Source organism: Kiritimatiellia bacterium (genome assembly GCA_026417735.1).
In the GTDB taxonomy this organism is placed as follows: Bacteria; Verrucomicrobiota; Kiritimatiellia; order PWTM01; family PWTM01; genus CAACVY01.
Genome location: JAOACR010000023.1, coordinates 156,946 through 180,721, shown reverse-complemented (window position 1 = coordinate 180,721; position 23,776 = coordinate 156,946). Strand labels below are relative to the sequence as shown.

The following is a 23,776-nucleotide window of genomic DNA, read 5'->3' as shown; positions in this document are numbered from 1 at the left end:
AAAATCTGTGAATCATGAAGTTTGTGACGATCGGATTGCTCGCGGGACTGGGGATTGCAGGCTGGAGCGCACAGGCCGATGCGCCGCCGGTGCCGCAGCCTGTGCTCTCTCCGCCCGAGGTGTCCTCAGCGCCTGCGGCCGCGGAGCCGCCCGTTGCGGAGGGAGAGGTGCGCGCGGTTCCCGCCGAACCGCTGAGCGCGCAGCCGTCGCGAGAAGAGGCGGTGCTGGCGAGACTGCGCGTGGTGTTGCCACGTCACAAGGATTACCGCCACGCGCTCGGGCTGGAACTGCAGTGGTCGTTGTGGTGGACCCGCTCGTTCGGGCTGGCGGTGGGGGTAGGCGTGGAACGCTGGTCGGCCGAGGAGCGGGAGTACTTCGAGGACATTGAAGCGGTGCTCCGACCTCACTTGGGGGGGTCTGCGCTTGCGCTGCCCGTCGGCGCGTCGCTGATCTACCGTGCCGAACGAGCCGGGCAGCGGCTTCGGCTGAACGGCGAAGTGGGTTTGCGGTTCGTGTACGTCAGTTCCGAGGTCACGATGACGTATGAGTTTGTCGATCATTACGGCCGGCCGACGCGTGTACAAGACACGGTGGATCTCGATCCCCGTCTGGTGGGAATCGCCCGGCTTGAGCTGACCGGCCCACTGGAGGAACGGTGGGAGTGGTTTCTCGGCGGCGGCTACCAGCTAGACTTTGCGGGCGGCGAGAACTGGCTGTACGAGGAGGTTGCCAACGATCTGTCCGGGATTGAGATCGCGGCCGGCCTTCGGCGCCGGTTGTGAGATTCGCCCCGGCGGAGGGTGAGCGCGGCGGTGGATGGTCCGCGGCCCGAGAGCGGGGCAGAAGCCTTCTGGCGGCTGTTCATTGCGATTGCGCTGGACGAGCCGACCCGTCGGCAGCTGCTGACGCTGCAGCACCGCTGGCGCGCGGTCGGCGCGGACGTCGGCTGGGTACGGACGGAGGGGTTGCACTTAACGTTGATTTTTCTTGGCGAAACCCCCGTCGAACGCGTGCCGGAGGTGGCGGCGCGGATGGAGGAGTGCGCGGGCACGTGCGGCCCGTTCGAGTTCGAGGTGATCGGATGGGGGGTGTTTGGCCGGCCGGAGCGTCCCCGCGTGCTGTGGGCCGGAGTGCGCGCGCCGCCGCAACTGGCCGAACTGCAAGGCGCGCTCGTCAGCTCGCTGCGCGCCGCGGGATTCCCGATTGAGTCGCGGCCGTTCGTACCGCACATCACGCTCGGCCGGGTGCGGTCCGGGCGCGGGCTTGCGGCGTTGACTTCGGCGCTACGGTCCACTATGAACGACACCGTCTGGGGACGTGTGGTGGCGGACCGCGTGCTGTTGATGCGCAGCCGGCTGAACGCCCACGGCCCCGTGTACACCGTGGCGCACGAGTCGGCGCTGAAAGGACGCGTTCGCGATGGCGAGGACCACGAAATCCCCCGCTGACAGCGGCGGCAAGCCGGCCGGCCGCGATCTGCCACCCGCGCTGGCCAGCGTGCTGGCGCAGATCCAGAAGGAGTACGGCGACGGCTCGATCATGCGGCTCGGCAGCGAGGAGTCGCTCGTCCGCGTGCCGAGCATCTCCACCGGCGCCCTCACACTGGACTTGGCGCTCGGCATCGGTGGCGTTCCGCGCGGACGTATCATCGAGGTGTTCGGCCCCGAATCCTCCGGCAAGACGACGCTCGTGCTGCACGTGATCGCGAACGCACAGAAGGCCGGCGGTCTGGCGGCGTTCATCGACACCGAGCACGCGCTCGATCCGAACTACGCCAAACGCATCGGCGTGGACCTTGATGCGCTGCTGGTGTCGCAGCCCGACTCGGGGGAGGAGGCGTTGAACATCGCCGACCAGCTGGTCCGGAGCAACTCGCTGGACGTGGTGGTGGTGGACTCCGTGGCCGCATTGGCACCGAAGGCGGAACTGGAAGGTCAGATGGGCGAGAGCTTTGTCGGCCTGCAGGCGCGGCTGATGTCGCAAGCGATGCGCAAGCTCACCGGCGCGATCAGTCGCTCGAAGACCTGCTGCATCTTTACCAATCAGATCCGCGAGAAAATCGGTGTGATGTTTGGCAATCCGGAGACCACGCCGGGCGGCCGCGCGCTGAAGTTCTATGCCTCCGTCCGGCTCGACATCCGTCGGATTGGCGCGATCAAGGACGGCTCCGGCGCCGCGATCGGCAGCCGTACGAAGGTGAAAGTGGTGAAGAACAAGCTTGCGCCACCCTTCGCGGAGGCCGAGTTTGACATCCTTTACAATGAGGGCATCTCGTGGGAGGGCTCGATCATGGACGCCGCGATCGCGGCCGGCCTGATCGAGAAGCGGGGCGCGTGGCTGTCGTTCGAGGGCCAGCAAATCGGCCAGGGCCGCGAGGCGGCGGTCGCGGAGTTGAAACGACAGCCCGAGCTTGCCGCGAAGCTCGTCGAGCGCATTCGCGCAAAGGCCGCTCCCCTCGCCGCCGCGCCGCCCGCGGAGTGAACGGGCCGGCCTCCTTTCGCGTGCGCGCCTCGAGTCGGGCCCGTTCGCTCGGGGGCAAGACGTGTTTGAACCGGTCGGCGCAGAGCGATAGGCTGCCAGGCCGATGAGCAGTCTCGCGATCATGACGCTGGCGCTGGGCGGTGGCACGCTTGCGCTGGCCGCGGTCTCTTTCGTGAGGCCGGCCGTCATCCGGGCGACGTTCGCCCGCTTTCCCCGTCATCGCGGTTGGGCGTGGGCGCTGAGCGCGGTGGCATTGTTCTGGGTGGCGTGGATCGTGGGCCACGCCCGGCTCGGCCGCTTCGAGCACTTGAAGGTGTGGCTGTGGCCCGGATACGTAGTGTCGGTCGCCGCGGTCGGGTTTCTGATGGACGAGCTGCTCGCGGTGCGTGCGCTCGGCGGGCTGGTGCTACTGGCCGCAAATCCGTTGCTGCGCGCGGCGCGACTGCACCCCTCGCCATGGAGCGTGGCCATGTCCCTGTTCGCGTACGCCGCCGTCATTGCTGGGATCGCCTGGGTGCTCGGCCCCTATCGGTTCCGACGATGGACGGCGTGGCTTTGGGACGAGAGGCGCGTGCGCCACACTGCCTCCGCCATCGCGGCGCTCGGTGTGGTCTTCGTGGCGCTCGCGCTCACAGCCTACTGACCCCGGCGGCCCAGTGTGACCCGACCTCCCAGAATCCTCATCCTGCGGGGCGGCGCGATCGGCGATTTCATTTTCACGCTTCCCGTGCTGCAGGCGCTGCGGCGGCAGTGGCCGGCCGCCTACATCGAGCTGATCGGCTATCCCCACATCACCCGCCTCGCGGAAGCCGCCGGCCTCGCCGACCGACTGCGCGGCCTCGACACCGCCGGGATTGCTCGCTTCTTCGGCCTGCGGCCACAAATTGACGACGAAACCCGCCGGCATCTTGCCTCGTTCGATTTTGTGATCAGCTTCCTACACGATCCCGACGGCGTCGTCCGTGACAACCTCCTCGCGCACGGCGTCCGGCGACTGCTCTACCGATCACCGGTCGGTCCCGCCGGCCACATCGTGGACCACCTGGTGCAGCCGCTGGAATCGCTTGCGCTCTACGAGGCCGGCGCGGTGCCGGCACTCCGACTGAAGCCGGAGTTTCTCGAACAGGGGCGCACGCGGCTTGATCAGCTCGGTGTTCGGACGCCGCCGGTCGCCATCCACTGCGGCAGCGGCAGTCCGCGAAAAAACTGGCCGCTCAACCGGTTTGCCGATGTGGCCCGGGCAATCGCCGCGGAAAGGCCTTTGGTCTTTGTGATTGGCGAGGCCGACCATGCGATCGCACCTTCCATCCGCGAGCTCGCGCGTGAAACAGAGGGCCGTCTCCTGGAGGGCCTTGACCTGCTGAGCCTGGCCGGTGTGCTCTCCCATTGCGCCGCATTTCTAGGCAACGATTCGGGCGTCACTCACATCGCCGCCGCGCTCGGCCGGCCGGTCGTTGCGCTGTTCGGTCCCACTGACCCGACCGTCTGGGGGCCCCGCGGCGCGCAGGTGCGCATCGTTCGATCGCCAACGGAACGGATGGACGATCTTCCGCCCGGGCAGGTCCTTCAAGCGCTGCGCGAGCTGCTCGCAGCTGCGGAGCGCTGAGCAGACCGTCCATGGCAGCCGGGTTGTATGGGGGCCGTCCGCCGAGGAGCCGCTTCCAATGCTTGGATGAAGATCCCGGCGGCCCTTCCAAGCCTCGGACCCCTGGGGGAGCGGTGCTGCTACGGCATGGGATGGTGGGCGCTACAGGATTTGAACCTGTGACCTCTTGCGTGTGAAGCAAGCGCTCTCCCACTAAGCTAAGCGCCCACACCGTCGCACTCGCCTAGATACCCGCGGTGCCGCAGGCGGTCAAGTCCGTCTGTTTGCCGCTGCCTGCGGTGCACGGTATCGTGAGCTTGGTCGATGAGTCGGGCAGTTCCAACGCCAAGCGGACGGGCACTTCGTCATCGCATTCGGAGCGTTCGCGACGCGGGTGAGCGCGGCCTGATCCGGCTCCTTGCCCGCCTGGTCGACGATGGCCGCCACGTGATCCGCGGCATCGGCGACGACTGCGCGGTGGTGCGGATTCCCGGCTCCCACGACGACTGGCTCTTGACCACCGACCCGGTGATCGAGGGGGTCCATTTCCTGCCGGGGACGCCCGGCCGTCGCATCGGCCACAAGGCGGCCGGCCGCGTGATCAGCGACATCGCCGCGATGGGCGGCACGCCGTTGTACGTGCTCTTTGACCTCGTCGCGCCACCCACCGCACCGCTACGCCAGATTGAGGACGCCTACCGGGGCGCCACTGCGCTCTGCCGACGGTGGGGCGCGGCGGTGATCGGCGGCGATGTGGCAAAAGGTGACCGGCTGGAGCTGCACGCGTTTGCGGTTGGACGGGTTCCCCGAGGCGGGGCGGTGCTCCGATGCGGCGCCCGACCGGGTCATCGGATCTTCGTCACCGGCGAGCTCGGCGGCAGCATCCTGGGGCACCACCTGACGTTCGAGCCCCGCGTCGCGGAAGGCGCGTGGCTCGCGCGCCGTCGATTGGCGACCTCAATGATGGACCTGAGCGACGGGCTTGCCTCCGATTTGCGCCGGTTGATGGAAGAAAGCGGTGTGGGCGCGCGGATCCGCGCGGATGCGGTGCCGATTTCCGCCGCCGCCCGACGTCTGCGCGACGGCCGCTCCGCGCTCGATCACGCGCTCGGGGACGGCGAGGACTTCGAGCTGCTCTTCACGGTGCACCCGCAGGACGTCTCCGCCCTCCGTCGCGCATGGCCGCGCCGGTTTTCGAAGCTGCGGCTCTCCGAAATCGGCGTGATCACCGCCGAGACGGGCCGGTTGGATCTGCTCAGCGGTGAGCGGCACATCCCGATCGCCGCCCGCGGCTACGAGCATTTCGTCAGCGAGCCGGGCGCGTCGCCGCATGTGCGGCGCCGATAGCGCGACGCGCCGGCGGGTTCGTCACGAGCGCTGCGAGCCGGTCTGCCACGCGGTTCCGCCCCCGCTCGTTCAAGTGTTCGTTCGGATACGGCGATGGGATGAAGTGGTCCGCCCCCAGCTCACACGACATGTCGACCACCTCTCCCCCCGCCGGTTCGACCGCCTTTCGCACCGCGGCGACTTTCTCCGACAGCACCACCTCAATCTCCGGCGCGACGCGTGCGCACCGCTCCACATCCACCGGCACCACGAAGAAAATCGCGCGGTGGCGATGGCGGGTGAGCCGTTCCGCTGCACGCGCCGCAAGTCTCAGCAGTCGGTTGTTTGGCGCCAGCGGCTGCAGGTAGCGCACAACCACGTGATCGCGCAGCGAGGCGGCATTGGTCGCCGCAAACCGCGGAGCGCCCGGCTCAAACTCACCGCGGCGGCCCAGCACCTGACCGCGGTAGATCACCGGCTGCGCGAGATACTCCGCCAGTGAGATGCCCGGCCGCACAGCGGGACCCCGAAACACACGCAGCGGCTGTGCCAGCGCCGCCCACATCACACTGTCGGTGCGGCGCAGATCCAGCGCAAGATTCGCATGAGTGGTGTACGGGCTGCGGCCGTCTCCCCATAGCGAAGCAGGGTTCACTGTGATCAGCACCGTGCGAGGAGACGTTGCCACGCGCGCGATGTGTGTCGATGCCGCCTCAAACACCTCCATGTCCCACCCCCCCCGCGACGCCGCGCCCACCCGCGCCACCAGTCGCCGCCCGAGCATCTGAGAGATCCAGGCGCGGTCGTGGTCGCTCGGGTCTACCGTGTGGTTCACGCTGTCGCCGAGGAAGACCACCGGCCGGCGGGCCGCGGCGCGCAGCTCGCGGACCGCCAGCGGTGGCCGACGGACCTGTCGGAGACCGAGCCCCGTCTGCGCGACGAGCACCAGCGCCACCATCACGCCCATTTTAAGTGTCAGGTTCACGGGTTCGCCCGCGGTCTCAGAACTGAAAATAGATGAACGGGATTTCCTTTGCCGCGCCCAGATTCATGACCGTCAACGCGCCAATCCCGTAAACCGCCCACCGCACCACCGCCGGCCACATCTCGAACCGCCACCGCGGCGGCAGCCACTCCGCTCCCGCCTCAAACACCATCAGCGCGGCCGCCGCCGCCCACGCAATAGGATCCACACCGGCCAAAACGCCGTCGAACCACGCCCGCTCATCCAGGCCCAAGATCCCCCGCAGAACTGCCGCCGCATCCGCCACCGAGGGCGCCCGAAACAACACCCAGCCCAGCGACACCAGCGCCCACGTCGCCCCGATCGCGGCGGGGCGCCGCAGCACCGCCAACGGCCCCATCATCCTCCATCCCCACTCCCGCGCCGGTTGCAGCAGCCGCCCCCCGATCAGATAGCCCGCATGCAGCAGCCCCCACAGCACGAACGTCCAGTTCGCGCCGTGCCAGAGGCCGCTCAGCGCAAACACCGTCACCACGTTCAGCGCCCATCGAACTCGGCCCCGCCGGTTCCCGCCGAGCGGGATGTACACGTAGTCGCGGAACCAGGAGGAGAGCGAAATGTGCCAGCGGCTCCAGAATTGCCGGATGTCCGCGGCCAGATACGGCCGCCGGAAGTTCTCCATCAGATCAAACCCGAGCAACCGCGCCGCGCCCCGCGCAATGTCGCTGTATCCGGAAAAATCCCCGTAGATCTGAACTCCGAACGCGCAGGTCGCCAGCAGCAGCCGCGCGCCGTAGGCGGTGGTCGGCTGCGCGTAGACCGCATCCACAAACGCCGCGAGCCGGTCCGCCACCACGACCTTCTTCCACAGCCCCAGCAGCATCCACCGCAGACCCGTCACCACGTCGGCCTCGCGAACATCGCGACGCTGCAGGAACTGCGGCAGCAGGCTCCCCGCACGCTCAATGGGTCCGGCCACCAGTTGCGGAAAAAAACTCACAAACGTGAAGAACGCGAGCGGATCGCGCACCGGCAGCATCCGTCCGGCCGCAACCTCAAGCACGTAGCCCAGCTTTTGAAACGTGTAGAAGCTGATGCCGACCGGCAGCACCAGCTCGAGCGTCCCCGTCTCGATCTCAACGCCCAACGCGGCGAGCGCCACCCGCAGACTAGAGAGGAAGAAATCCGCATATTTGAACACGCCGAGCACGCCGAGGTTGCCCATCAGGCTGACCGCCAGCAACGCGCGCCGCGCGCCGGCGGAGCGCCACCGCTCCAGCCCCAGCCCCACGCCGTAGTCGAGCGCCGAGCCGACCGCGATCAGCGACAGAAACCGCCAGTCCCACCAGCCATAGAACACATAGCTGGCGCCCAGAAGAATGGCGTTGCGCAGTCGGATCCGCTGAGGACCGACGATCCGGACGGCGGCCAGCACCGCGATCAGCAGCAGGAAGAACTCAAATGAATTGAACAGCACTGGCCACCGCCGGGCTACATCGGGGCCGGGCTAGAGGCGGTACCATTCCTGGACCTTGCCCACGTATTTCGGTCCTTCCGTGACCACCAGCGTCATGTGATCGCGGTTGCGGATTACCCCTTCCTTCTTCGCGACGAAGTTGTCCTGCGGATGCGTGTCGAAGGTCACCGCCACATAGAGCGCGACCTCGTCGCCGTCCACCACACCGGCGATGTCACCGTGGACGGTGGGGTCTGCCGGATCGTAATATCGGCCTTGTAGCGAGGGACCGTTTTGCCGCAGAGAGTAGGTTGCCTGCTGGCCTTTCAACCGCCACAAGCCGGTCAGATCATAGGTCTCTTCTTCTTCCTTGTGTTCGTCCGCCTTCGCAGGCGGCGTGTGATCATCGCTGTCGCACCCGGTCGTTCCCAAGCTGCCGGCCACCGCAATCGCGAAGGTGACCCACCATCTCAACGCCGATCGGATCCAGGTTGCCATCGAGTGCTGCCCGCACACTTGGGACCCCAGTCTACGCGACTTTGCGCGCGGCCTCAAACTGCGGGGGGACCACGGCAGCCCGGCCATGCTGAACAAATTTCCCTGTGGCGGCGTATACTCCGGTGAGGCGGCGAACTGCACCCGCCTCAAGGGGAGATGCGACCATGAACGTCCGCCACATCGGGCCGGGGCTGGTGAGCCTCCTAATCCTTCATCCCGCCGGCGCGCAGAGCCTGCGGTTTCTGGAACTCTTTGCACTCTCCACCAACCGCGAGGCCGCGCTCGCCGAGCTGGTGCCCGGCACTGACGACCACTTCTTTTTCCGCGCGCTTCATGCGCAGAACCAGGGCCGGCGCGACGAGGTGCGGCGGATCCTCGACGACTGGATTCGCGCGCGCAAAGGTGCCGAACCTCCCGCCGCGCGCGAGCTCCGCCACCGGCAGGCCCTGCTCGACTATGAGCACGACCCGAAATCCTCGCTGGACTATCTGCGGCGGGAGCTCAACCTGAGATTCGACCACAGTCGCCGTGCACCGGAACGGCGCGCCGATCTGCCCACCCGGCTGGATCCGGCGCTGGTCACCGGCTCCCGTTTCCTCGACGCCGCGCTCAAGGGCCGGGGAGATCTCTCCGCAGTCTCCGACGCCGGCCTCCATGCGGTCGCCCGCCTCCCCCTCAACCCGCAGCAGCGCCGCGACCTGCTTCGCCGGTTGCGTCGGCCGGACCTGCCCAACCTCGCCGCGCTGATCGCGGAGGACTTGGCCGCCCCCGACAGCCCGCCCTTTGGTCAGATGGCCATCCACCAGCAGCTCACCCTCGAACAGCTCGACGAGCTGCTGCGTCTCCGGCCACAGCTGCGCAACGAGGCGGCGTTCGTTTCTGTCTACCTCTCCCGCCTCGTGCCCACCAGCGAGACAGACATCGAAATCGACGCCGCCGAGCGTGAGGCCTACCTCGAGCGGGCCTGGCAATACGTGAAGGGGCTCGATCCCGTCCACAATTCGCTCAAAGCGAACGTGCTCTACCACCGACTCGTCCACGACCTCGCGGTCGGAAAGCCCTCTCGGGAACGTTTCCTCGAATACCTGAAACTGCCGCGCGACGTGCCCTATCTGCCCCAGCCGCTCCGCGACTCGCTGCCCCGCCCCCAGCATCTGGCCCGTCTTGACGCGTCGTTCTCCGAACTCCTGCTGCCGCCGATCGGAGTCGAGGAGCCCGTCGTGCGTCAGTACCTGCTGTGGTTGCTGCGTGATGCACCCAACTTCGACGAGTTTCGGCCGTGGATCCGCGACGAGTTCCTTCGCCGCATCTTTGCAGAGGCAAAAATCGTCAACGGAATCGGCGACCCGCAGCAGTGGGCTGCGATGATTTCCCCCGAGGAGTACCGCGCGATCAAGGAACGTGTGGACCTCGACTTCGCACCCGACAACCCGCCGGTGTTTCTCCCCGATCAAATCGTTCGGCTGAAGCTCTTCATCAAAAACGTGCCGACTCTGATCGTGAAGATTTACGAGATCAACACGCTCAACTACTACCGAGACACCGGCCGACCGCTGAATCTCGCGATCAACCTCGACGGACTGGCTCCCTCGTTCCCGGAGAAAAAGTTCGAGTTCCGCGAGGCAAAAGAGCTGCGCGTGGAACGCACGTTCGAGTTCCCGGAGTTGAAGGGCCGCGGCGTCTGGGTGATCGACTTCATCGGCGAGGGGCGCAGCAGCCGCGCGTTCGTGCAGAAGGGGCGGCTGGAGGTCGTACAGGACATCTCTGCAGCCGGCCACGTGTTCCGAGTGCTCGACGAGGCCGGCCGGCCGGTACCCGATGCCCGTGCCTGGATCGGTGGACGTGAGTTCGGACCTGATGCGGAGGGCCGCATCATTGTCCCGTTTGCACCCGAGGGCGAACGTGACGAGACGATGGTCGTGCACGCCGGTGGTTTCGCCTCGCTTTCGCGGTTTCGGCACTTGCCGGAGACCTATCAACTCGACGCACGACCGCTGATCGTCGCGGAGTCTCTCCGGGGCGACGCTCCCGCAGTGATCGCGCTCCGCCCGCTGCTGACGCTCCATGGCCAGCCGGTCAACCCGGCGTCCGTGCAGCTGGAAGAGTCGGCGGTCACCGTCACGGTCACCGACACCCGCGGCATCACCCGGCGGCACACCTTCCGCTCTCCCGAGCTCGCGTTGGACCGCGAGCTGAAACTGGAGGTGCCGCTGCCGAGGCACCCGGCGTCCATAGAAATCTCGTGTTTCTGCAAGATCCGCCGTCAAACGCCGGGGGAACCCCTCGAGCTGGTCTCCAGGAGGGAGTTTCGCATTGCGCCTCTCCTCAACACGCTCGCGACACGCCAGGTGCTGTTGACGCTGACGCCGGACGGCTACGTCGCCGAGGCGCGCGGTCTCGACGGCGAACCGCTCGCGGGCGTCACGCTACACTGTGAGCTGCACCATCCGTGGACGCGCGAGCCGGTCCGCGTTTCGCTCCGCACAGACGACCAAGGGCGCGCCGCACTGGGGCCTCTGTCTGACATCGAACGCGTATCGGTTTCGCTTGAGCTAGCGCCGCCGCCGGATCTCGATCCGCGCGCGGAGACCGCCTGGCGAGAGTTCCGCGACCAGCAGCCCCACACTTTCCACTGGAACCCGCCCCGAGACCGCTGCTGGTGGCCCTCCGCGCTGCACGGCACCGCCGGTCGCCCGCTTCGCCTGCCGCTCGAGCGGCTGGAGGCGGCCGATCCGCTCGCTGAGTTCTCGCTGCTCGAGGTTCGGCGAGATCGGTTCATTCGCGACCGTTCCGCCGCGCTCGCGATCGCGGACGGTTCGCTCGTGCTCCGCGATCTGGAACCGGGGGACTACTCGCTGTTCATCCGTTCCCGGCAGATTGAAATCCCCGTCCGCATCACTCGGGGCGAACCGTTTGGCCGCTTTCTCCTCTCTCCGCGGCGGGCGATCGAGACGCCCCCGCTGGAGCCCATCCAGCTAGTCCGCGAGCCGGACGAGGCCGATCATCTCGTGCTGCGGGTTCTACCGGCCGGTCGTCATGTGCGCGTCCATCTGGCCGCCGGACGCTATCTCGTTGCGGACCTGTTTGACTCCCCGGCTGGCGCTGAGTGGCCGGAGCTGCGCGCCTGGTCCCGCACGGAGACCCGAACGTTCTACGAATCCGGTCGCCAGCTCGGCGACGAGTTCCGCTATGTTCTGGACCGCCGCGGCGCGCTGAAGTTCCTGGGCAACATGGCCGAGCGGCCTAGCCTCCTGCTCAATCCATGGGCGCTGCGCGAGACGTCCGTGGAAGCGGAACGCCTCGAGCAGGGCGGGCAGTTCCTCGGCCGCCAGGCCGCGCTCGCCGGTGCGGGGCCCGGCATGGGCCGCCGTGCGGTCGCCGCTACCCGCGGTGCGGCAGACGCGGCCGCCCCCGAACCTCCGGACTTGTCGCCATGGTCGTTGGATTTCCTCGCGCGCCCCGCGACCGTGCTGTTGAACCTGAAACCCGACGCAGAGGGCCGCATTCGCATCCCACGACGCGACCTCGCCGGTTGCTGTTTCCTGCGCGCGCTGGTGGTGGATCCCTGCCATGCGGTCCAGCGAGTGTGGCCGCTCGGCGACCCGCCCGGCGAGCGCGCCTCCCGCGCGCTCCCGCGTTCGCTAGATCCTGCGGTCCCCCACGCCGAGTACGCCGCGATTGTGCCGCTCTCGCCCGGCGAACGGCACCAGATCACGGCAGGTGCAGTCGTCACCGCGGTGGACTCGCTCTCGAAGCTCTTCGCCTTCTACAGTGCGGTTGCTCCCGAGGCTCCGCTCGCCGAGTTCGAGTTCCTTACCCGCTGGTCCACGCTCTCGCCGCAACAGAAGGCCGAGCTCTACTCTCGGTACGCCTGTCACGAACTCCACCTGTTTCTCTACCACAAGGACCGCCCCTTCTTCGACACTGTTGTCGCGCCCTACCTCTCGAACAAGCGCGACCCGACGTTCCTCGACGAATGGCTGCTCGGCCGCGACCTCACCCGCTGGCTTGAGCCGGCCCGGTACGCCCGGCTGAATGCGGCAGAAAAGGCGCTCCTCGCCCGGCGCTTGCCGGACCAGCGCGCATCGATCGCTCGCGACCTCGCCGATCTCGCCGCTCAGACTCCCCGCGACCGCGAGGAGTTTCACCGCCGCTTTCTCTTCCTCGCCGGCGAACTGCCCCCGTCACCGCCAGCGGAGAAACTTGCGTTCGCCGGCGAGGCCCAACAAGCCGCACAACTGGAGGCCGCCAAAGCCGTCGCCGCGGCTGCCGCTCCACCGGCGCCGTCTGCGGCCGAGTTACGTGCCCGTGCGGTCCCAACCGCGGACCGAAAGGAACGCGAAATCGAATTGCTCCGCAGGGACGAGCTGCAGGACCGCGGCGAGCCGCGCCGGCTCGCTGCGAAGGGCGACAAGCCTCAAGCCGAGGCTGACCGCTTTCTCTTCGACAACGCCGCGGCGGAGGGGCGGGCGGTTGCGCCCTTCTACCGCCGCCCAGACATGCCCCGGGAACTCGCCGAGCAGGGCTACTACCGGCGCCCCCTCGCCGAGCAGGCTCCCACGCTCGTGCCCGCGGGTCGTTTCTGGGCGGAGCTTGCCGCTCACCCCGACGGCCGGCCGTTCCTTTCCACTGACTTTCTTTTCACCACCACGAATCTCACCGAGATGCTGTTGGCGCTGTCCACCCTTGACCTGCCGTTTGAATCCTCTCCTCTGATTCGTGAAGCTCAGGGCGAGCGCATTCTGTTGCGCAGCGAACAACCGATCTTTTTGCTTGTGCGGCACGTCCGCCCCGCCGCCCCTGCTGCCGGACCCTCGCCGGTCCTCGTCGCACAGAACTTCTTCCGGGCCGACAACCCCTGGCGCTACGAAGGCGAAGAGCGCATCGAGAACTACATTACCGGGCCGTTCCTTGTCGGCATCCCTTACGGCGCCAAGGTCGTGCTGACCAACCCCGGTGCACAGCGGCGGTTCGTTTCCGTGCTCCTGCAGGTGCCTGCCGGCGCGGTCCCGCTCACTCCGCTGCCCGTGGAGCCAGTTTCCCGCGTGCTCAACCCCTACGAAACCACCACGATCGAGTACTTCTTCTACTTCCCCGCGCCCGGTGAGTTCACCCACTATCCGGCCACGGTCAGCACTGAGACCGCCGTGCTGGCCCGTGCGGAACCCTTCCGTTTCCGCGTTGTCGCCGAGCCCCCGCCCGCCGACGTGGCCTCCTGGCCCGAGATCTCCCAGAACGGCTCCACCGAACAGCTTCTCGCCTTCCTAGAACGAGAAAATCTGTACCGCGTGCGCCTCGCGGATATCGCGTGGCGGCTCCGCGACGCGGACACCTATCGCCGCATCATTGAAGCGCTCGAGCGCCGCCGAATCTATGATGCGACCCTTTGGTCCTACTCCATCCTGCACAACGACCGTGCGCGCATCGCTCAATTTCTTGCGCGCCATCCCTTCGCGGACCAGTGCGGCCTGTGGTTCGAGAGCCCGCTCCTCACGGTTCACCCCGTCGAACGCGGCCGCTATCAACACCTCGAATATGCACCGCTGATCAATGCGCGCGCGCACCCTGTGGGTCGCGAGCCGCGCATCCAGAACCCCGCCTTCCGCGCCCAGTACACACTCTTCCTCCGCACGCTCTGCTACAAACCCCACCTCAACGACGAGGACCGGCTTGCCGCCACCTACTACCTCGCGTTGCAGGATCGCATTGCCGAAAGCCTCGGGCTCCTCGCTCAGACCGACCGCGCCAACGTCGCCGAGCGACTCCAGTACGACTATCTCACCGCCTGGCTGGCGCTGTGCCGCGGCCGCCCAGACGACGCCCAGCGCGCGCTCGCCCCCTACGCGGACTACCCTGTCCCCCGCTGGCGCAGCCGCGTTCAGACACTGCTGGCGCACATCCGGGAGGCTGAAGGTGGTCCCGCCGCAGCGGCGACCGATCCACAAAACCGCGACCTCGTGCAGCAACAGGTCGCCGCGGAGCAGCCATCTCTTGACCTACGCCTTCACGGCCGCGTCCTTGAGGTGGTTGGTCGCCATCTGCAAACCGTCACATTGAACTTCTACCCGATGGACCTCGAACTGCTCTTTTCCCGGAACCCGTTCATGACCCAGGACACCCGCCACTTCGCGCACGTCCGCCCGGCGCACTCCTTGACCATCAGCGTTCCCCAAGACGGCACTCCCGCCCGGGTTGAGGTCCCCGAGGCGATGCGCTCGTTAGATCTCATGATCGAGGCGGTCTCCGGCACTCTCCGGCAAACACAACCCTACTACGCGAACGCGCTGCGCCTACACCTCATCGAGCCATACGGCCAGCTGCTGCTGACGCGGGCCGACTCCACCGCACCGGTGCCCGGTGCGTATGTGAAGGTCTACGCGCGTCTTCCCGACGGCAGCGTAAAGTTTTACAAGGACGGCTACACCGATCTGCGCGGACGCTTCGACTATGCCTCCAGCCAGGACCCCTCTCTCGCCGCCGTCGTGCGGTTCTCTCTGCTGATCGTCAGTGAGTCCCACGGATCGCTGGTCCGGGAAGCTGCGCCCCCCAGTCCACCGGCATCCCCGCAGTGAAGAAGCTGTCAACTCGATTGTGGACGCTCTCGCAGCCGGCGACGCGCCCTCGGAGCATCAAAGTTCCCGCGCACTGTGTTCACAGCTCCGTCCACAGGCCGTCAACGCCGCTGTTCGGCTCAGAAATCGCCGGGTTCCGTCACATCTCCAGCTTGCCAGCCCTATGATTCACGGCCATACTGAAGACGGCTTCCATTTGTTTTGAGTCCATACCCGGAGAACGCTGCTAATGAAATTTACCGTTAGCAAAGCCGACCTGCTCGACGCTCTCCAGACAGTGCTTCCCGCGATTGCGACCCGCTCAACGATCCCCGTGCTCTCCAACGTGCTTCTGGAATGCCGGGGACAGGCCCTCACGCTGACGGGCAGCGACATGAGGCTAACAATCCGCGCGATCGTACCGGCGGTGGTGAGCGAGGAGGGGGCGACCACGCTCGACGCGAAACGGTTGCTGCCGATTGTTCGTGAGATGCCGGGCGCCGAGATTCAGATCACGACGGATGAGCGGCAGTCGACGACGCTGGTGTCGGAGAGTGTTCGGTTCCGACTGAATGGGATCACTGCGGATGATTTTCCCCTGACGCCGAAGCTCGACGGTGCGGTGTCATGCACGCTGGATCGGCGTGCGCTGCGCGGGATGTTGCAGCGGACCGTGTATGCAACGTCGAAGGATGAGTCGCGCGAGGTGCTGACCGGTGTGCTGATCGAGATCTCGGAGTCGCGGGTGACTGCGGTGGCGACGGACGGGCGGCGGATGGCGTTGGTGGAGCAGGAGGTGGACGACGGGCGAAAGTCGGCGTCGCTCATTGTGCCTACGCGTACCGCGGTGGAAATGGTGAACATCCTCGAGGGGGATGGTCCGGTGACGTTGATGTCGGTCGGTCGGCAAATGGCGCTGGATTGCGGGAACGTTCTGCTGTTCAGTGCACTCATTGAGGGAAAATTCCCGAACTACCGACAGGTGGTGCCCAAGCAAAGCGGGGTGCGCGTGACGCTTAGCCGGGAGGCGTTTCTCAACGCGCTACGGCGCGTGTCGCTGGTGACCAGCGAGGTCAGCAACTCGGTTCAGCTTCGGTTTTCGGACGGGCAGATGGAGGTCTACTGCGAGACGCCAGAGATCGGCGAGGCAAAGGAAACTGTGCCTGTCCAGTACAGTGGCGCGCCGCTCGCGATTCCGTTCAACCCTGATTTTCTGATGGATCCTCTGAAGACGCTGGTTTCCGACCAGGTCTACTTCGAGATTTCCGATGTGGACACGCCCGGCGTGCTGAAGGCGGATGAGGCGTTCCTTTATGTGATCATGCCGCTTCGACTGACCTGAGCGGATGTGGAAAACGGTGGTTGCCGGACTAGGATTCGAACCTAGACAAACAGATCCAGAGTCTGCTGTGCTACCATTACACCATCCGGCAGACGCAGTTCATGATTGAGCCTTGGTCGCCGGCCGTCAAGGGCGAGCCGGCCGGTACAAAACGCTGTGATTGGAGCGTGAAACGAGCGCGAAGCTCGGGTGGGCCAAGGGTGTGGGAGATCCATGATTGCGGCCCGGGCACCAAGAGAAACGAAGAAGGAGCCGGGCGGGTGAAAGTGTCGGACTCGTGGCGGGTGTGGCGGTTTGGCCTGGTTGCTGCGACGGTACTCGTTGTGGTCTGTCGCGTCGGCGCACAGGAACCTCAGGCGTATCTGAAGGTGACGCGGGCTTCGTCGACGAGGGGTGCGCAGGTGGTGATGCCGACGTGGGGAACCCATTCGCGGGACTACAGCCGCTCCGTCGCGGTGAACATTCAGGTGCGCGGGATGGGTTCGCGCGCTTCGGCGACGCTGGAGTGGTACTTCATCGCGCGGAGCAACCGGAACGGTGAGCTTTGGATCTTTGACGAAGGGCGGGAGGCGGTGGAGCTGGATCCGTCGAAGCTGGTCGAGCTGCAGAAGGCGTCGAAAGAACTGGCGGCGTCGGTCTCGGAGTACGGGGCGTGGATGCGGGAGGAACGCGGCAGCCGGGTGGAGGGGTATGTGGTGCGGGTGGTCGCGGGGACCAAGGTGCTGGCGGTGGATGCCTCTGCGAAAACGCTCGAGGTGATGGCCCGCGATCCGGTGAAATGGGCGGCGCTGGTGGAAAAAAGCGAAAAGATTCGCGCGGCAATGCAGAGAGAGCGGGCTGCGGACGGCGGAGGGGAGGCCGCCGCTCCGGCGCGGTAAACTGTCGGGGCCTGCCCGCAGATTGGCGGACCTGAGCATCGCGTTCGGCGCGCCCGGCTTGCGTTGAGGCAGATCACGGGGCACCGTATCCCCTCCACAGGACCGGCAGCGAGATGACATCGAACGAGATCCATTTGCAGGACGCCGTGGCGTCGGTGACCGCGCAGCAGATCCGCGAGCGGTTTCTGGGGCACATCAAGTACACCTGCTACAAGGATTGGCGGACCGCGACGCCGTTCGACAAGCTGATGGCGCTCTGTCACGTGACGCGCGACCTCGCGGCGACACGGATGATTGTGACGCAGCGGACATACCTGGACCGCGACGTGAAGCGCGTCTACTACCTTTCGATGGAGTATCTCATCGGCCGGCTGTTGCGCCACAACCTGCAGGCGCTGGGCGCGCTGGACGAGGCGCGGGAGGCGATGGCCTCGCTGGACCTGGATCTGGACCAGCTCTGTGAACTGGAGCCCGACGCCGGGCTTGGCAACGGGGGTCTTGGTCGGCTCGCGGCGTGTTTTCTGGAGTCGATGGCGGCGCTGCAGCTGCCGGGCTACGGCTACGGCCTGCGGTACGAGCATGGGATCTTCAAGCAGGAGTTCGACGATGGCTGGCAGGTGGAAAAGCCGGACGACTGGCTGAAGTACGGCACACCGTGGGAGGCGGTGCGGCCGGAGTACACCGTGCCGGTGCTGCTCTACGGGCGGGTCCGGAAGGTGCCGGGACCCGGCGGGCGCGAGCGGCACGTGTGGACGGACTGGCAGATGATCGAGGGTGTCCCGCATGACATCGCGGTGATCGGACACGGCTGCAAGACGGCGAACCTGCTGCGACTGTGGGCGTCACGTGCGTCGGAGGGATTCCGGCTGGACGTCTTCAACCGTGGGGAGTACGTGAAGGCGGTCGAGAGCGAAAACTGGGCGGAGACGATCACGAAGGTGCTGTATCCTTCGGACTTTGTGTACGCCGGCAAGGAGCTTCGACTGATCCAGGAGTATTTTCTGGTCACCTGCTCGATCCGTGACCTCATCCGCCGCTACCTGAAGAACCACTCCGACTGGTCGCTGTTCCCCAAAAAGAACGCGATCCACATGAACGACACACATCCGGCGCTCGCGGTGGTCGAGCTGATGCGGTACTTCCTCGACGAAACAGACCTGCCCTGGGACACCGCCTGGGATATCACCACGAAGACGTTCGCCTACACGAACCACACGTTGTTGCCGGAGGCGCTGGAGAAGTGGCCGGTAGATCTGCTCGAACGGGTGCTCCCACGCCATCTCCAGATCATCTACGATATCAACGCGCGTGTGCTGCAAAAGGTGGAGGCGCGGTTCCCCGGCGACATCACGAAAGTGCGAGAGATCTCGCTGATCGAAGAGACCCAGCCGAAGCAGGTGCGCATGACGAACCTGGCGGTGGTGGGCAGCCACTCGGTGAACGGGGTCTCGACGCTGCACAGCGAGCTCCTGAAGCGCCGGCTGTTGCCGCACTTCGTGGACATGTGGCCGGAGCGTTTCAATAACAAGACCAACGGTATCAACCACCGGCGCTGGCTGCTGTCCTGTAATCCGGAGCTGGCCGAGCTGATCCGCGGGGCAATTGGCGAGGCGTGGATCCAGCAGCCCGAGGCGCTGCGGGCCCTCGAGCCCTTCGCGGACGATGCGGGGTTCCGCGAGCAGTTTCGTGAGGTGAAGCGGCGAAACAAGCTGCGGCTCGCGCAACTGATCCGCCGTCTCTGCGGGGAGACGGTAGATCCGAACGCGATGTTCGATGTGCAGGTGAAGCGGCTGCATGAGTATAAGCGGCAGCTGCTGAACGTGATGCACATCATTGCGCTGTTTCACCGCCTGAAGGACCGCCCGGATCTCGACATCGTGCCGCGGGTGTTTGTGTTTGGCGCGAAAGCGGCGCCGAGCTACCACATTGCGAAACGCATCATCAAGCTCATCAACAGTGTCGCGCGAATGGTGAACCGTGACCCGGATGTCGCCGGACGGTTGAAGGTGGTGTTTCTGCCGGACTACCGGGTTTCGTTGGCGGAAACGATCATGCCCGCCGCGGATCTCTCGGAGCAGATTTCAACCGCGGGGATGGAGGCGTCGGGCACCGGGAACATGAAGCTGGCGCTCAATGGCGCGCTGACCATTGGAACGTGGGATGGCGCCAATATTGAGATTGCGGAATCGGTGGGCGTCGAGAACGTCTTCATTTTCGGGCTTCGCGCGGAAGAGATTGCCGAACTTCGGGACAGCGGTCGGTATCGGCCGGTGGAGTATCTGTCCAGGGATGCGGAACTGGCCCGGGTGATGGAAGCGATCCGGCGCAACGAGTTCATTCCGGAGCAGCCAGATCTGTTCATTGAGCTGTGGCAGCAATTGGTCGAGGCGGGGGACCGGTATTTTCATCTGGCGGATTTCCGGAGCTATGTGGACTGTCAGGGGCAGGTGTCGGCGCTGTGGCGGCAACCCGAAGAGTGGACGCGGCGTGCGGTGCTGAATGTTGCTCGGATGGGATGGTTTTCGAGCGACCGGACGGTGCGGGAGTACGCGGAGCAGATCTGGCAGGCGGTGCCGGTGCCAATCCAGATCGCGGACGCCAACGGCAATGGCCTCTGACCGGAGGGGCGTCGCCGTCGCAGCCGTGACGCGCGACATGCTCGGATTCGTGTGGCTCGCGTGCGCGGTTGCGTTGTTCAGCACGATCGAAGTGGTCGCGAAGGCGATCTCACCGGTCCGGCCCCCTCTGCAGCTGGCGTTCTGGAGGTTTTTGATCGGCGGGCTTGCGCTGTTGCCGGCGGCGGGGGCGATGGCGGGACGGGAGGCGCGCACGCTTGGCGGGCGCGACCTCGTTCAGTGGGCGGGGCTGGGGCTGATCGGTGTTACGCTGGGCATCGGCTTGTATCATGGCGCGGTGGCGCGGATGCCCGCACACCAGGCGGCGATCTTGTTCAGCGCACATCCGGTGATCGTCGCGGTGATGGCGCCCGCGGTGCTCGGGGAGCGCATTCGCCGCGAGCAGCTGCTCGCGTTGGGTCTGGCGCTGGCGGGCACGGCGTGTTTTCTGGCGGGGCACGGAGGGCTGGACCGGCGGGCGATGGGCGGTGTCGCACTGATGCTGGCCTCGATGACCGCGTTTGCGCTCTACACGCTGCTGTCGAAAAAAGCGATGGAACGGCGCGATCCGTTGTGGGTTGCGGCAGGGTCATTTCTGATGGGAGCGGCGGGTTTGCTGCCGGTGACGTGGCTGCTGGATGGTGCGCCCTGGCGGATCGCGACCACGCGACATTGGTGGGCGATCCTCTATCTTGCGCTGTTGGCGACCGCGGCCGGGTACGGGGCGTACTTCCACGGTATGCGACAACTGGCGGCGTCGCAGGCCGCGATGATGTTCTTTTTGAAACCGGTGCTGGCGACCTTGTTTTCACTGGTGCTGCTGGGTGAACGGCCCACGCTCTGGAGCTTGATTGGAGGGGCATTGATCGTTGTGGCGATGGCGGTGGTGAAGCCGGAGCGCCGCGTCGCGGGCTAGACGCTGCGAACGCGGCGGCCGCCGTGGTATCATCGAAGGGCCGGCGATGGTCCGGTCTGCACATGCCGCATCGAACGCTCGGGATACGGGAGGCGGCAGAGTATCTGCATGTCTCCGAGGATGAAGTCCGGCAACTGATCCGGGCGGGGGAGATTCCCTGCGAACAAACCGGCGGGCGCGTGGTGTTCCGCAGGGCGCACCTCGACGGATGGGCATCGAGACGGGTGCTCGGCCTTGCACCGCCGAGGCTGCGTGCGCTGGAGCAGGATGTGCGCCAACGACGTGCGGCGCGCGGCGATGCCGCGCTGCGGGTCACCGATCTGCTGGGGGCCGCACGCGTGGAACCGGCGCTGGACGCCCGAACGCAGCCCTCGGTGCTGCGGGAGCTGAGCTTGTTTGCGGCGCGCACCGGTCTGGTGACCGATGCGGTAGCGCTCCTCTCGTCGCTGGAGGCACGCGAGGCGGCCGGCTCCACTGCACTTGCCGGCGGCGTTGCGGTGCCGCATCCGGAGCACCATCGGGAATGGCTGTTCGCGGAATCATTTGTGCTGCTGGCGCGCACCCGCCAACCGGTGCCGTTCGGCGGGCCGGACGGCGGCCTCACCGACATTTTCTTTCTGCTGGCGCTCGACGACCCGTCCCTTCATCTGCCGGTCCTTGCGCGCGTCTGCGCGATCTGCCATCACACCGACCTGCTGACATGGTTGCGCGAAGCGGCGAGCGCCGGCGAGATGCTGGATGCGGTTCGCCGGGCGGAGGAGGAACTGCTGCGGGCCGGCTAAGGGCTCCCCGAGACCGCCGCGATCATTGCAGTCCAGCGCGCACGCGGTACATCTCCGCGCCCAGCGCACGCGACGCCGCGCGCAGCTCGGGGTATGGCGTGTCACAAATGTCCACCAGACCGATCTGATAGTTCTCGCCGTCGCCCCGCCCGGTGGTCGGTTGGTCGCGGTACTGGAACCAGTGGACACCGACAATGTTGGGATGGCGCAACGCGCTGCGGACATAGGCCTGGAACTTCGCGGCGCGGTCATGCTGGTCGGCAGCCGCCCGAAGACCGGGATGGAACGGACCCCGGTCGAGCGCACCGAAGTGAAACTCGCCGACAATCACCGGCCGGTCGACGCCGGCCGGCAGCCGAAAGTCGTCGAGTGTCCAAGTGTAGCGGTTGAAGCTGATCACATCGCAGTGGGCGGCCGCAGCACGGATCGCCAGCTCGTTCACCCACGCGAACCGGCATCCGAAGTACATTTGCCCAGGTGCTGCGCGCCGAACCTCGCCGGCGATCACGCGAAAGTACTGATCGGCGATCAGCGCAGTCAGTTCGGCCAGGTCATTGCTGGCGGCCGCAGTCATCGGCGGAGACGGCGGGACAACGCGGTCCCAATCGTCGAATGTGGTCCGCCAGGCAGCGTTCAGCCTTGCCAGGTCGTCCGCGTGTCGCGCGCGCAACCGGGCGACCGCAGCAGTTCGCGCGGGCTGCGTCGGCGGAGACCGCAGCGCCGCGGCGCCGAGGTCCTCCGGGCGGCCCCACCCGAGCTCGTTGTGGATGAAGAAACCGAGGCACCAGGGGTCTCCGACCGCTCCCTCGCGCGTCGCCGTCTCCATCGCCCGGCGTGCACCCTCGCGGAACCCAGCCGCGAATGGATCCGGAAACTTGCCCCAGTAACCGTGGGAGCCTTCAATCGGGGGTGAAGCGAACGAAGCGTTGTACGTGTAGGGCAGACGGCGCCGCCGGGTGACCTCGGGTGCGGACCAGTTCGCGATCGTGGTCCAACCCCAACTCGGGAGCCGGTCAAGCGTGTGATCCACCCATGCCTCATTCCACATCTGGCCGTGTTTTCGCAGGAGGTTGGCGGCCGCAAAATCGTAGGTTCGGTACGTGCGGTTGCTGTACCAGCCGTGTGGCGCCCAGGAACTGCGGCCGTAGAAACGGGCGAAGGGCGAGTTGGACGGCGGCAGATCCGCAAAATAGAACTCGCGGTCGGTGACCGGGGTAGGCGCCTCGGCGCGGACGCAGTTCACGCCGAGCGACCAAAACAGCCGTCCCGACGGCGCCACAAACCACCAGCGGCCGTCATGGCGCTCGATGCGGAAGAACCGGCCGGTCGAGAGCGCCGGCCCGCCGGTCCACGCCCCCCAATCGTCGCGGTCGGCCGGAGGGGGGTGAGCTGCGAGCTCGCGGCGCTCCTCAAGAAGGCTCTTCACGAGATCATCCTCGTGGAGCGTCTTTCCGGGCCAGTCAGCGTGAAGAAACTGGCCGAAACGATCAATGAAGGGAAAGAAGCGGTTGGTCGGAATCACCGTGGTTGAGCCCAGCGCGAGAACGTCCAGGACTTCGAACACCGCACTGGTTCGCGCCTCGCCGAACACCCAGCACCGCACGAGCGAAGAACGATCCACCGGCCAGTCGCCCGGCCAACCGCGCATGCCGATGAGGGACTGAGGATGGTCGGTGTCGTAGGGGCGCGAGGTGAAAACGACGGCAAGCTCGCCGGTCGCGCGGGGCGGAACGGTGGCGGCGCGCTGCAGTTTGGGCTCGGCGCCCAGCGTTGCGACGTCATCCAGCCGCACGGAAATGCGGATCGGCTCAGGCGTGGGATTGGCGACGCGCACCTGCAGCGCGGTGCGTGCCGCAAGGTTCCAGGGTGAGGTGGGCCGCCACTCGATGCCGGGATGGCGGGTCGTCTTCAGCGGGAGGACTCGCCAGCCGCCGTCGGGACGCGGCTCGATCCTGGCGCCAGTGGGGGAAGGCGAAGGGCTGTCGGGCCCACGAATCAGCGACACCGCGTCCGCGGCGGCCACACCCCCAACGGCGACAAGCATGAGCAACGTCGTGCTCCAGTGTGTGCAGGTCATTATTGGGTTCTCCCCGGTGCCGCATACGATAGGGTTTGCCGCAAGGCCGGTCGAGCGCGTATTCGTTGATGCGCGGTCGCATGAGAACGGTCGAAGAGGCCGGTGGATCGCTGACCACCGCCCCGGCCAGTGTCGGGCGGCCGCCGGCCGGACGTGTGCGGGGCCAGGTGCTTCAATTTTGCGGCGGCAGCTGCCGGTGCGCGGCTGGGTGACGTGCGATGAACAGAGCCGGTCGGAGTGAAATGCGGTGGCCGGGGCGCAGTGGCGGGCGCGAGGCTCGGAGATGTACCGCCTGGCTGGTTACG

At 66.5% G+C, this 23,776-nt stretch carries 16 protein-coding genes and 2 tRNA genes; 12 read left to right on the top strand and 6 right to left on the bottom strand.

Translation table 11 applies throughout. The features are described 5' to 3' along the window. The first annotated feature begins 14 nt into the window (after window positions 1-14). From N2652_12310 to N2652_12290, 5 genes are all read left to right on the top strand, one after another. A complete protein-coding gene (locus N2652_12310) occupies window positions 15-782 on the top strand; it encodes a hypothetical protein (protein ID MCX7819968.1) in 768 nt (255 codons plus the stop codon). Window positions 783-800: 18 nt separating this feature from the next. Further along, the gene (thpR, locus tag N2652_12305) at window positions 801-1,448 is read left to right on the top strand and encodes an RNA 2',3'-cyclic phosphodiesterase (GenBank protein ID MCX7819967.1); all 648 of its coding nucleotides are present in this window, start codon (window positions 801-803) and stop codon (window positions 1,446-1,448) included. Continuing rightward, window positions 1,420-2,481, top strand: coding sequence for a recombinase RecA (gene recA / locus N2652_12300; protein MCX7819966.1), 1,062 nt, complete (start codon window positions 1,420-1,422; stop codon window positions 2,479-2,481). Before thpR ends, recA begins: the two co-directional genes overlap by 29 nt. Before the next feature lie 103 nt (window positions 2,482-2,584). After that, window positions 2,585-3,124 (top strand): hypothetical protein, encoded by a 540-nt coding sequence (locus N2652_12295; GenBank protein ID MCX7819965.1) that lies wholly within the window; start codon window positions 2,585-2,587, stop codon window positions 3,122-3,124. 15 nt (window positions 3,125-3,139) lie between these two features. Continuing rightward, window positions 3,140-4,087 carry a glycosyltransferase family 9 protein gene (locus N2652_12290; GenBank protein ID MCX7819964.1) on the top strand — a complete coding sequence of 316 codons (948 nt, stop codon included), beginning with the start codon at window positions 3,140-3,142 and terminating at the stop codon, window positions 4,085-4,087. Window positions 4,088-4,219: 132 nt separating this feature from the next. On the opposite strand, the gene N2652_12285 is transcribed toward N2652_12290, so the two are convergent. Further along, a tRNA-Val gene (locus N2652_12285) sits at window positions 4,220-4,294 on the bottom strand. A gap of 96 nt (window positions 4,295-4,390) precedes the next feature. Between N2652_12285 and N2652_12280 the strand changes: the two genes are divergently transcribed. Continuing rightward, window positions 4,391-5,413 (top strand): thiamine-phosphate kinase, encoded by a 1,023-nt coding sequence (locus N2652_12280; GenBank protein MCX7819963.1) that lies wholly within the window; start codon window positions 4,391-4,393, stop codon window positions 5,411-5,413. Here N2652_12280 and N2652_12275 read toward each other — a convergent pair. From N2652_12275 to N2652_12265, 3 genes are read right to left on the bottom strand one after another with little or no spacing between them, the layout of a single operon-like run. Further along, entirely contained in the window at window positions 5,373-6,377 is a 1,005-nt protein-coding gene (locus tag N2652_12275) for a hypothetical protein (GenBank protein MCX7819962.1), read from the bottom strand. The genes N2652_12280 and N2652_12275 overlap by 41 nt on opposite strands. A 16-nt stretch (window positions 6,378-6,393) precedes the next feature. After that, entirely contained in the window at window positions 6,394-7,833 is a 1,440-nt protein-coding gene (locus tag N2652_12270) for an MBOAT family protein (protein MCX7819961.1), read from the bottom strand. 30 nt (window positions 7,834-7,863) lie between these two features. Further along, window positions 7,864-8,310 carry a hypothetical protein gene (locus N2652_12265; protein ID MCX7819960.1) on the bottom strand — a complete coding sequence of 149 codons (447 nt, stop codon included), beginning with the start codon at window positions 8,308-8,310 and terminating at the stop codon, window positions 7,864-7,866. Between the two features lie 164 nt (window positions 8,311-8,474). Here N2652_12265 and N2652_12260 point away from each other — a divergent pair, with 164 nt between their 5' ends. Both N2652_12260 and dnaN read left to right on the top strand, forming a co-directional pair. Then, a complete protein-coding gene (locus N2652_12260; protein ID MCX7819959.1) occupies window positions 8,475-14,882 on the top strand; it encodes a hypothetical protein in 6,408 nt (2,135 codons plus the stop codon). Window positions 14,883-15,111: 229 nt separating this feature from the next. Continuing rightward, entirely contained in the window at window positions 15,112-16,203 is a 1,092-nt protein-coding gene (gene dnaN, locus N2652_12255) for a DNA polymerase III subunit beta (GenBank protein ID MCX7819958.1), read from the top strand. A 17-nt stretch (window positions 16,204-16,220) separates the two neighbouring features. On the opposite strand, the gene N2652_12250 is transcribed toward dnaN, so the two are convergent. Further along, a tRNA-Gln gene (locus tag N2652_12250) sits at window positions 16,221-16,294 on the bottom strand. 169 nt (window positions 16,295-16,463) lie between these two features. Here N2652_12250 and N2652_12245 point away from each other — a divergent pair. From N2652_12245 to N2652_12230, 4 genes are all read left to right on the top strand, one after another. Further along, a complete protein-coding gene (locus N2652_12245) occupies window positions 16,464-17,081 on the top strand; it encodes a hypothetical protein (protein MCX7819957.1) in 618 nt (205 codons plus the stop codon). Window positions 17,082-17,194: 113 nt separating this feature from the next. Beyond that, window positions 17,195-19,699, top strand: a complete 2,505-nt coding sequence (locus N2652_12240) for a glycogen/starch/alpha-glucan phosphorylase (GenBank protein MCX7819956.1) — start codon at window positions 17,195-17,197, stop codon at window positions 19,697-19,699. After that, entirely contained in the window at window positions 19,689-20,612 is a 924-nt protein-coding gene (locus tag N2652_12235) for a DMT family transporter (GenBank protein ID MCX7819955.1), read from the top strand. The genes N2652_12240 and N2652_12235 overlap by 11 nt, the downstream gene beginning before the upstream one ends. 62 nt (window positions 20,613-20,674) lie before the next feature. Further along, window positions 20,675-21,394: a PTS sugar transporter subunit IIA gene (locus tag N2652_12230; GenBank protein MCX7819954.1), complete on the top strand. Its 720-nt coding sequence runs from the start codon at window positions 20,675-20,677 to the stop codon at window positions 21,392-21,394. Between the two features lie 22 nt (window positions 21,395-21,416). Here the strand turns inward: N2652_12230 and N2652_12225 are convergent, their stop codons facing one another. Beyond that, the gene (locus N2652_12225) at window positions 21,417-23,471 is read right to left on the bottom strand and encodes a beta-agarase (GenBank protein ID MCX7819953.1); all 2,055 of its coding nucleotides are present in this window, start codon (window positions 23,469-23,471) and stop codon (window positions 21,417-21,419) included. Window positions 23,472-23,776: the final 305 nt, after the last annotated feature.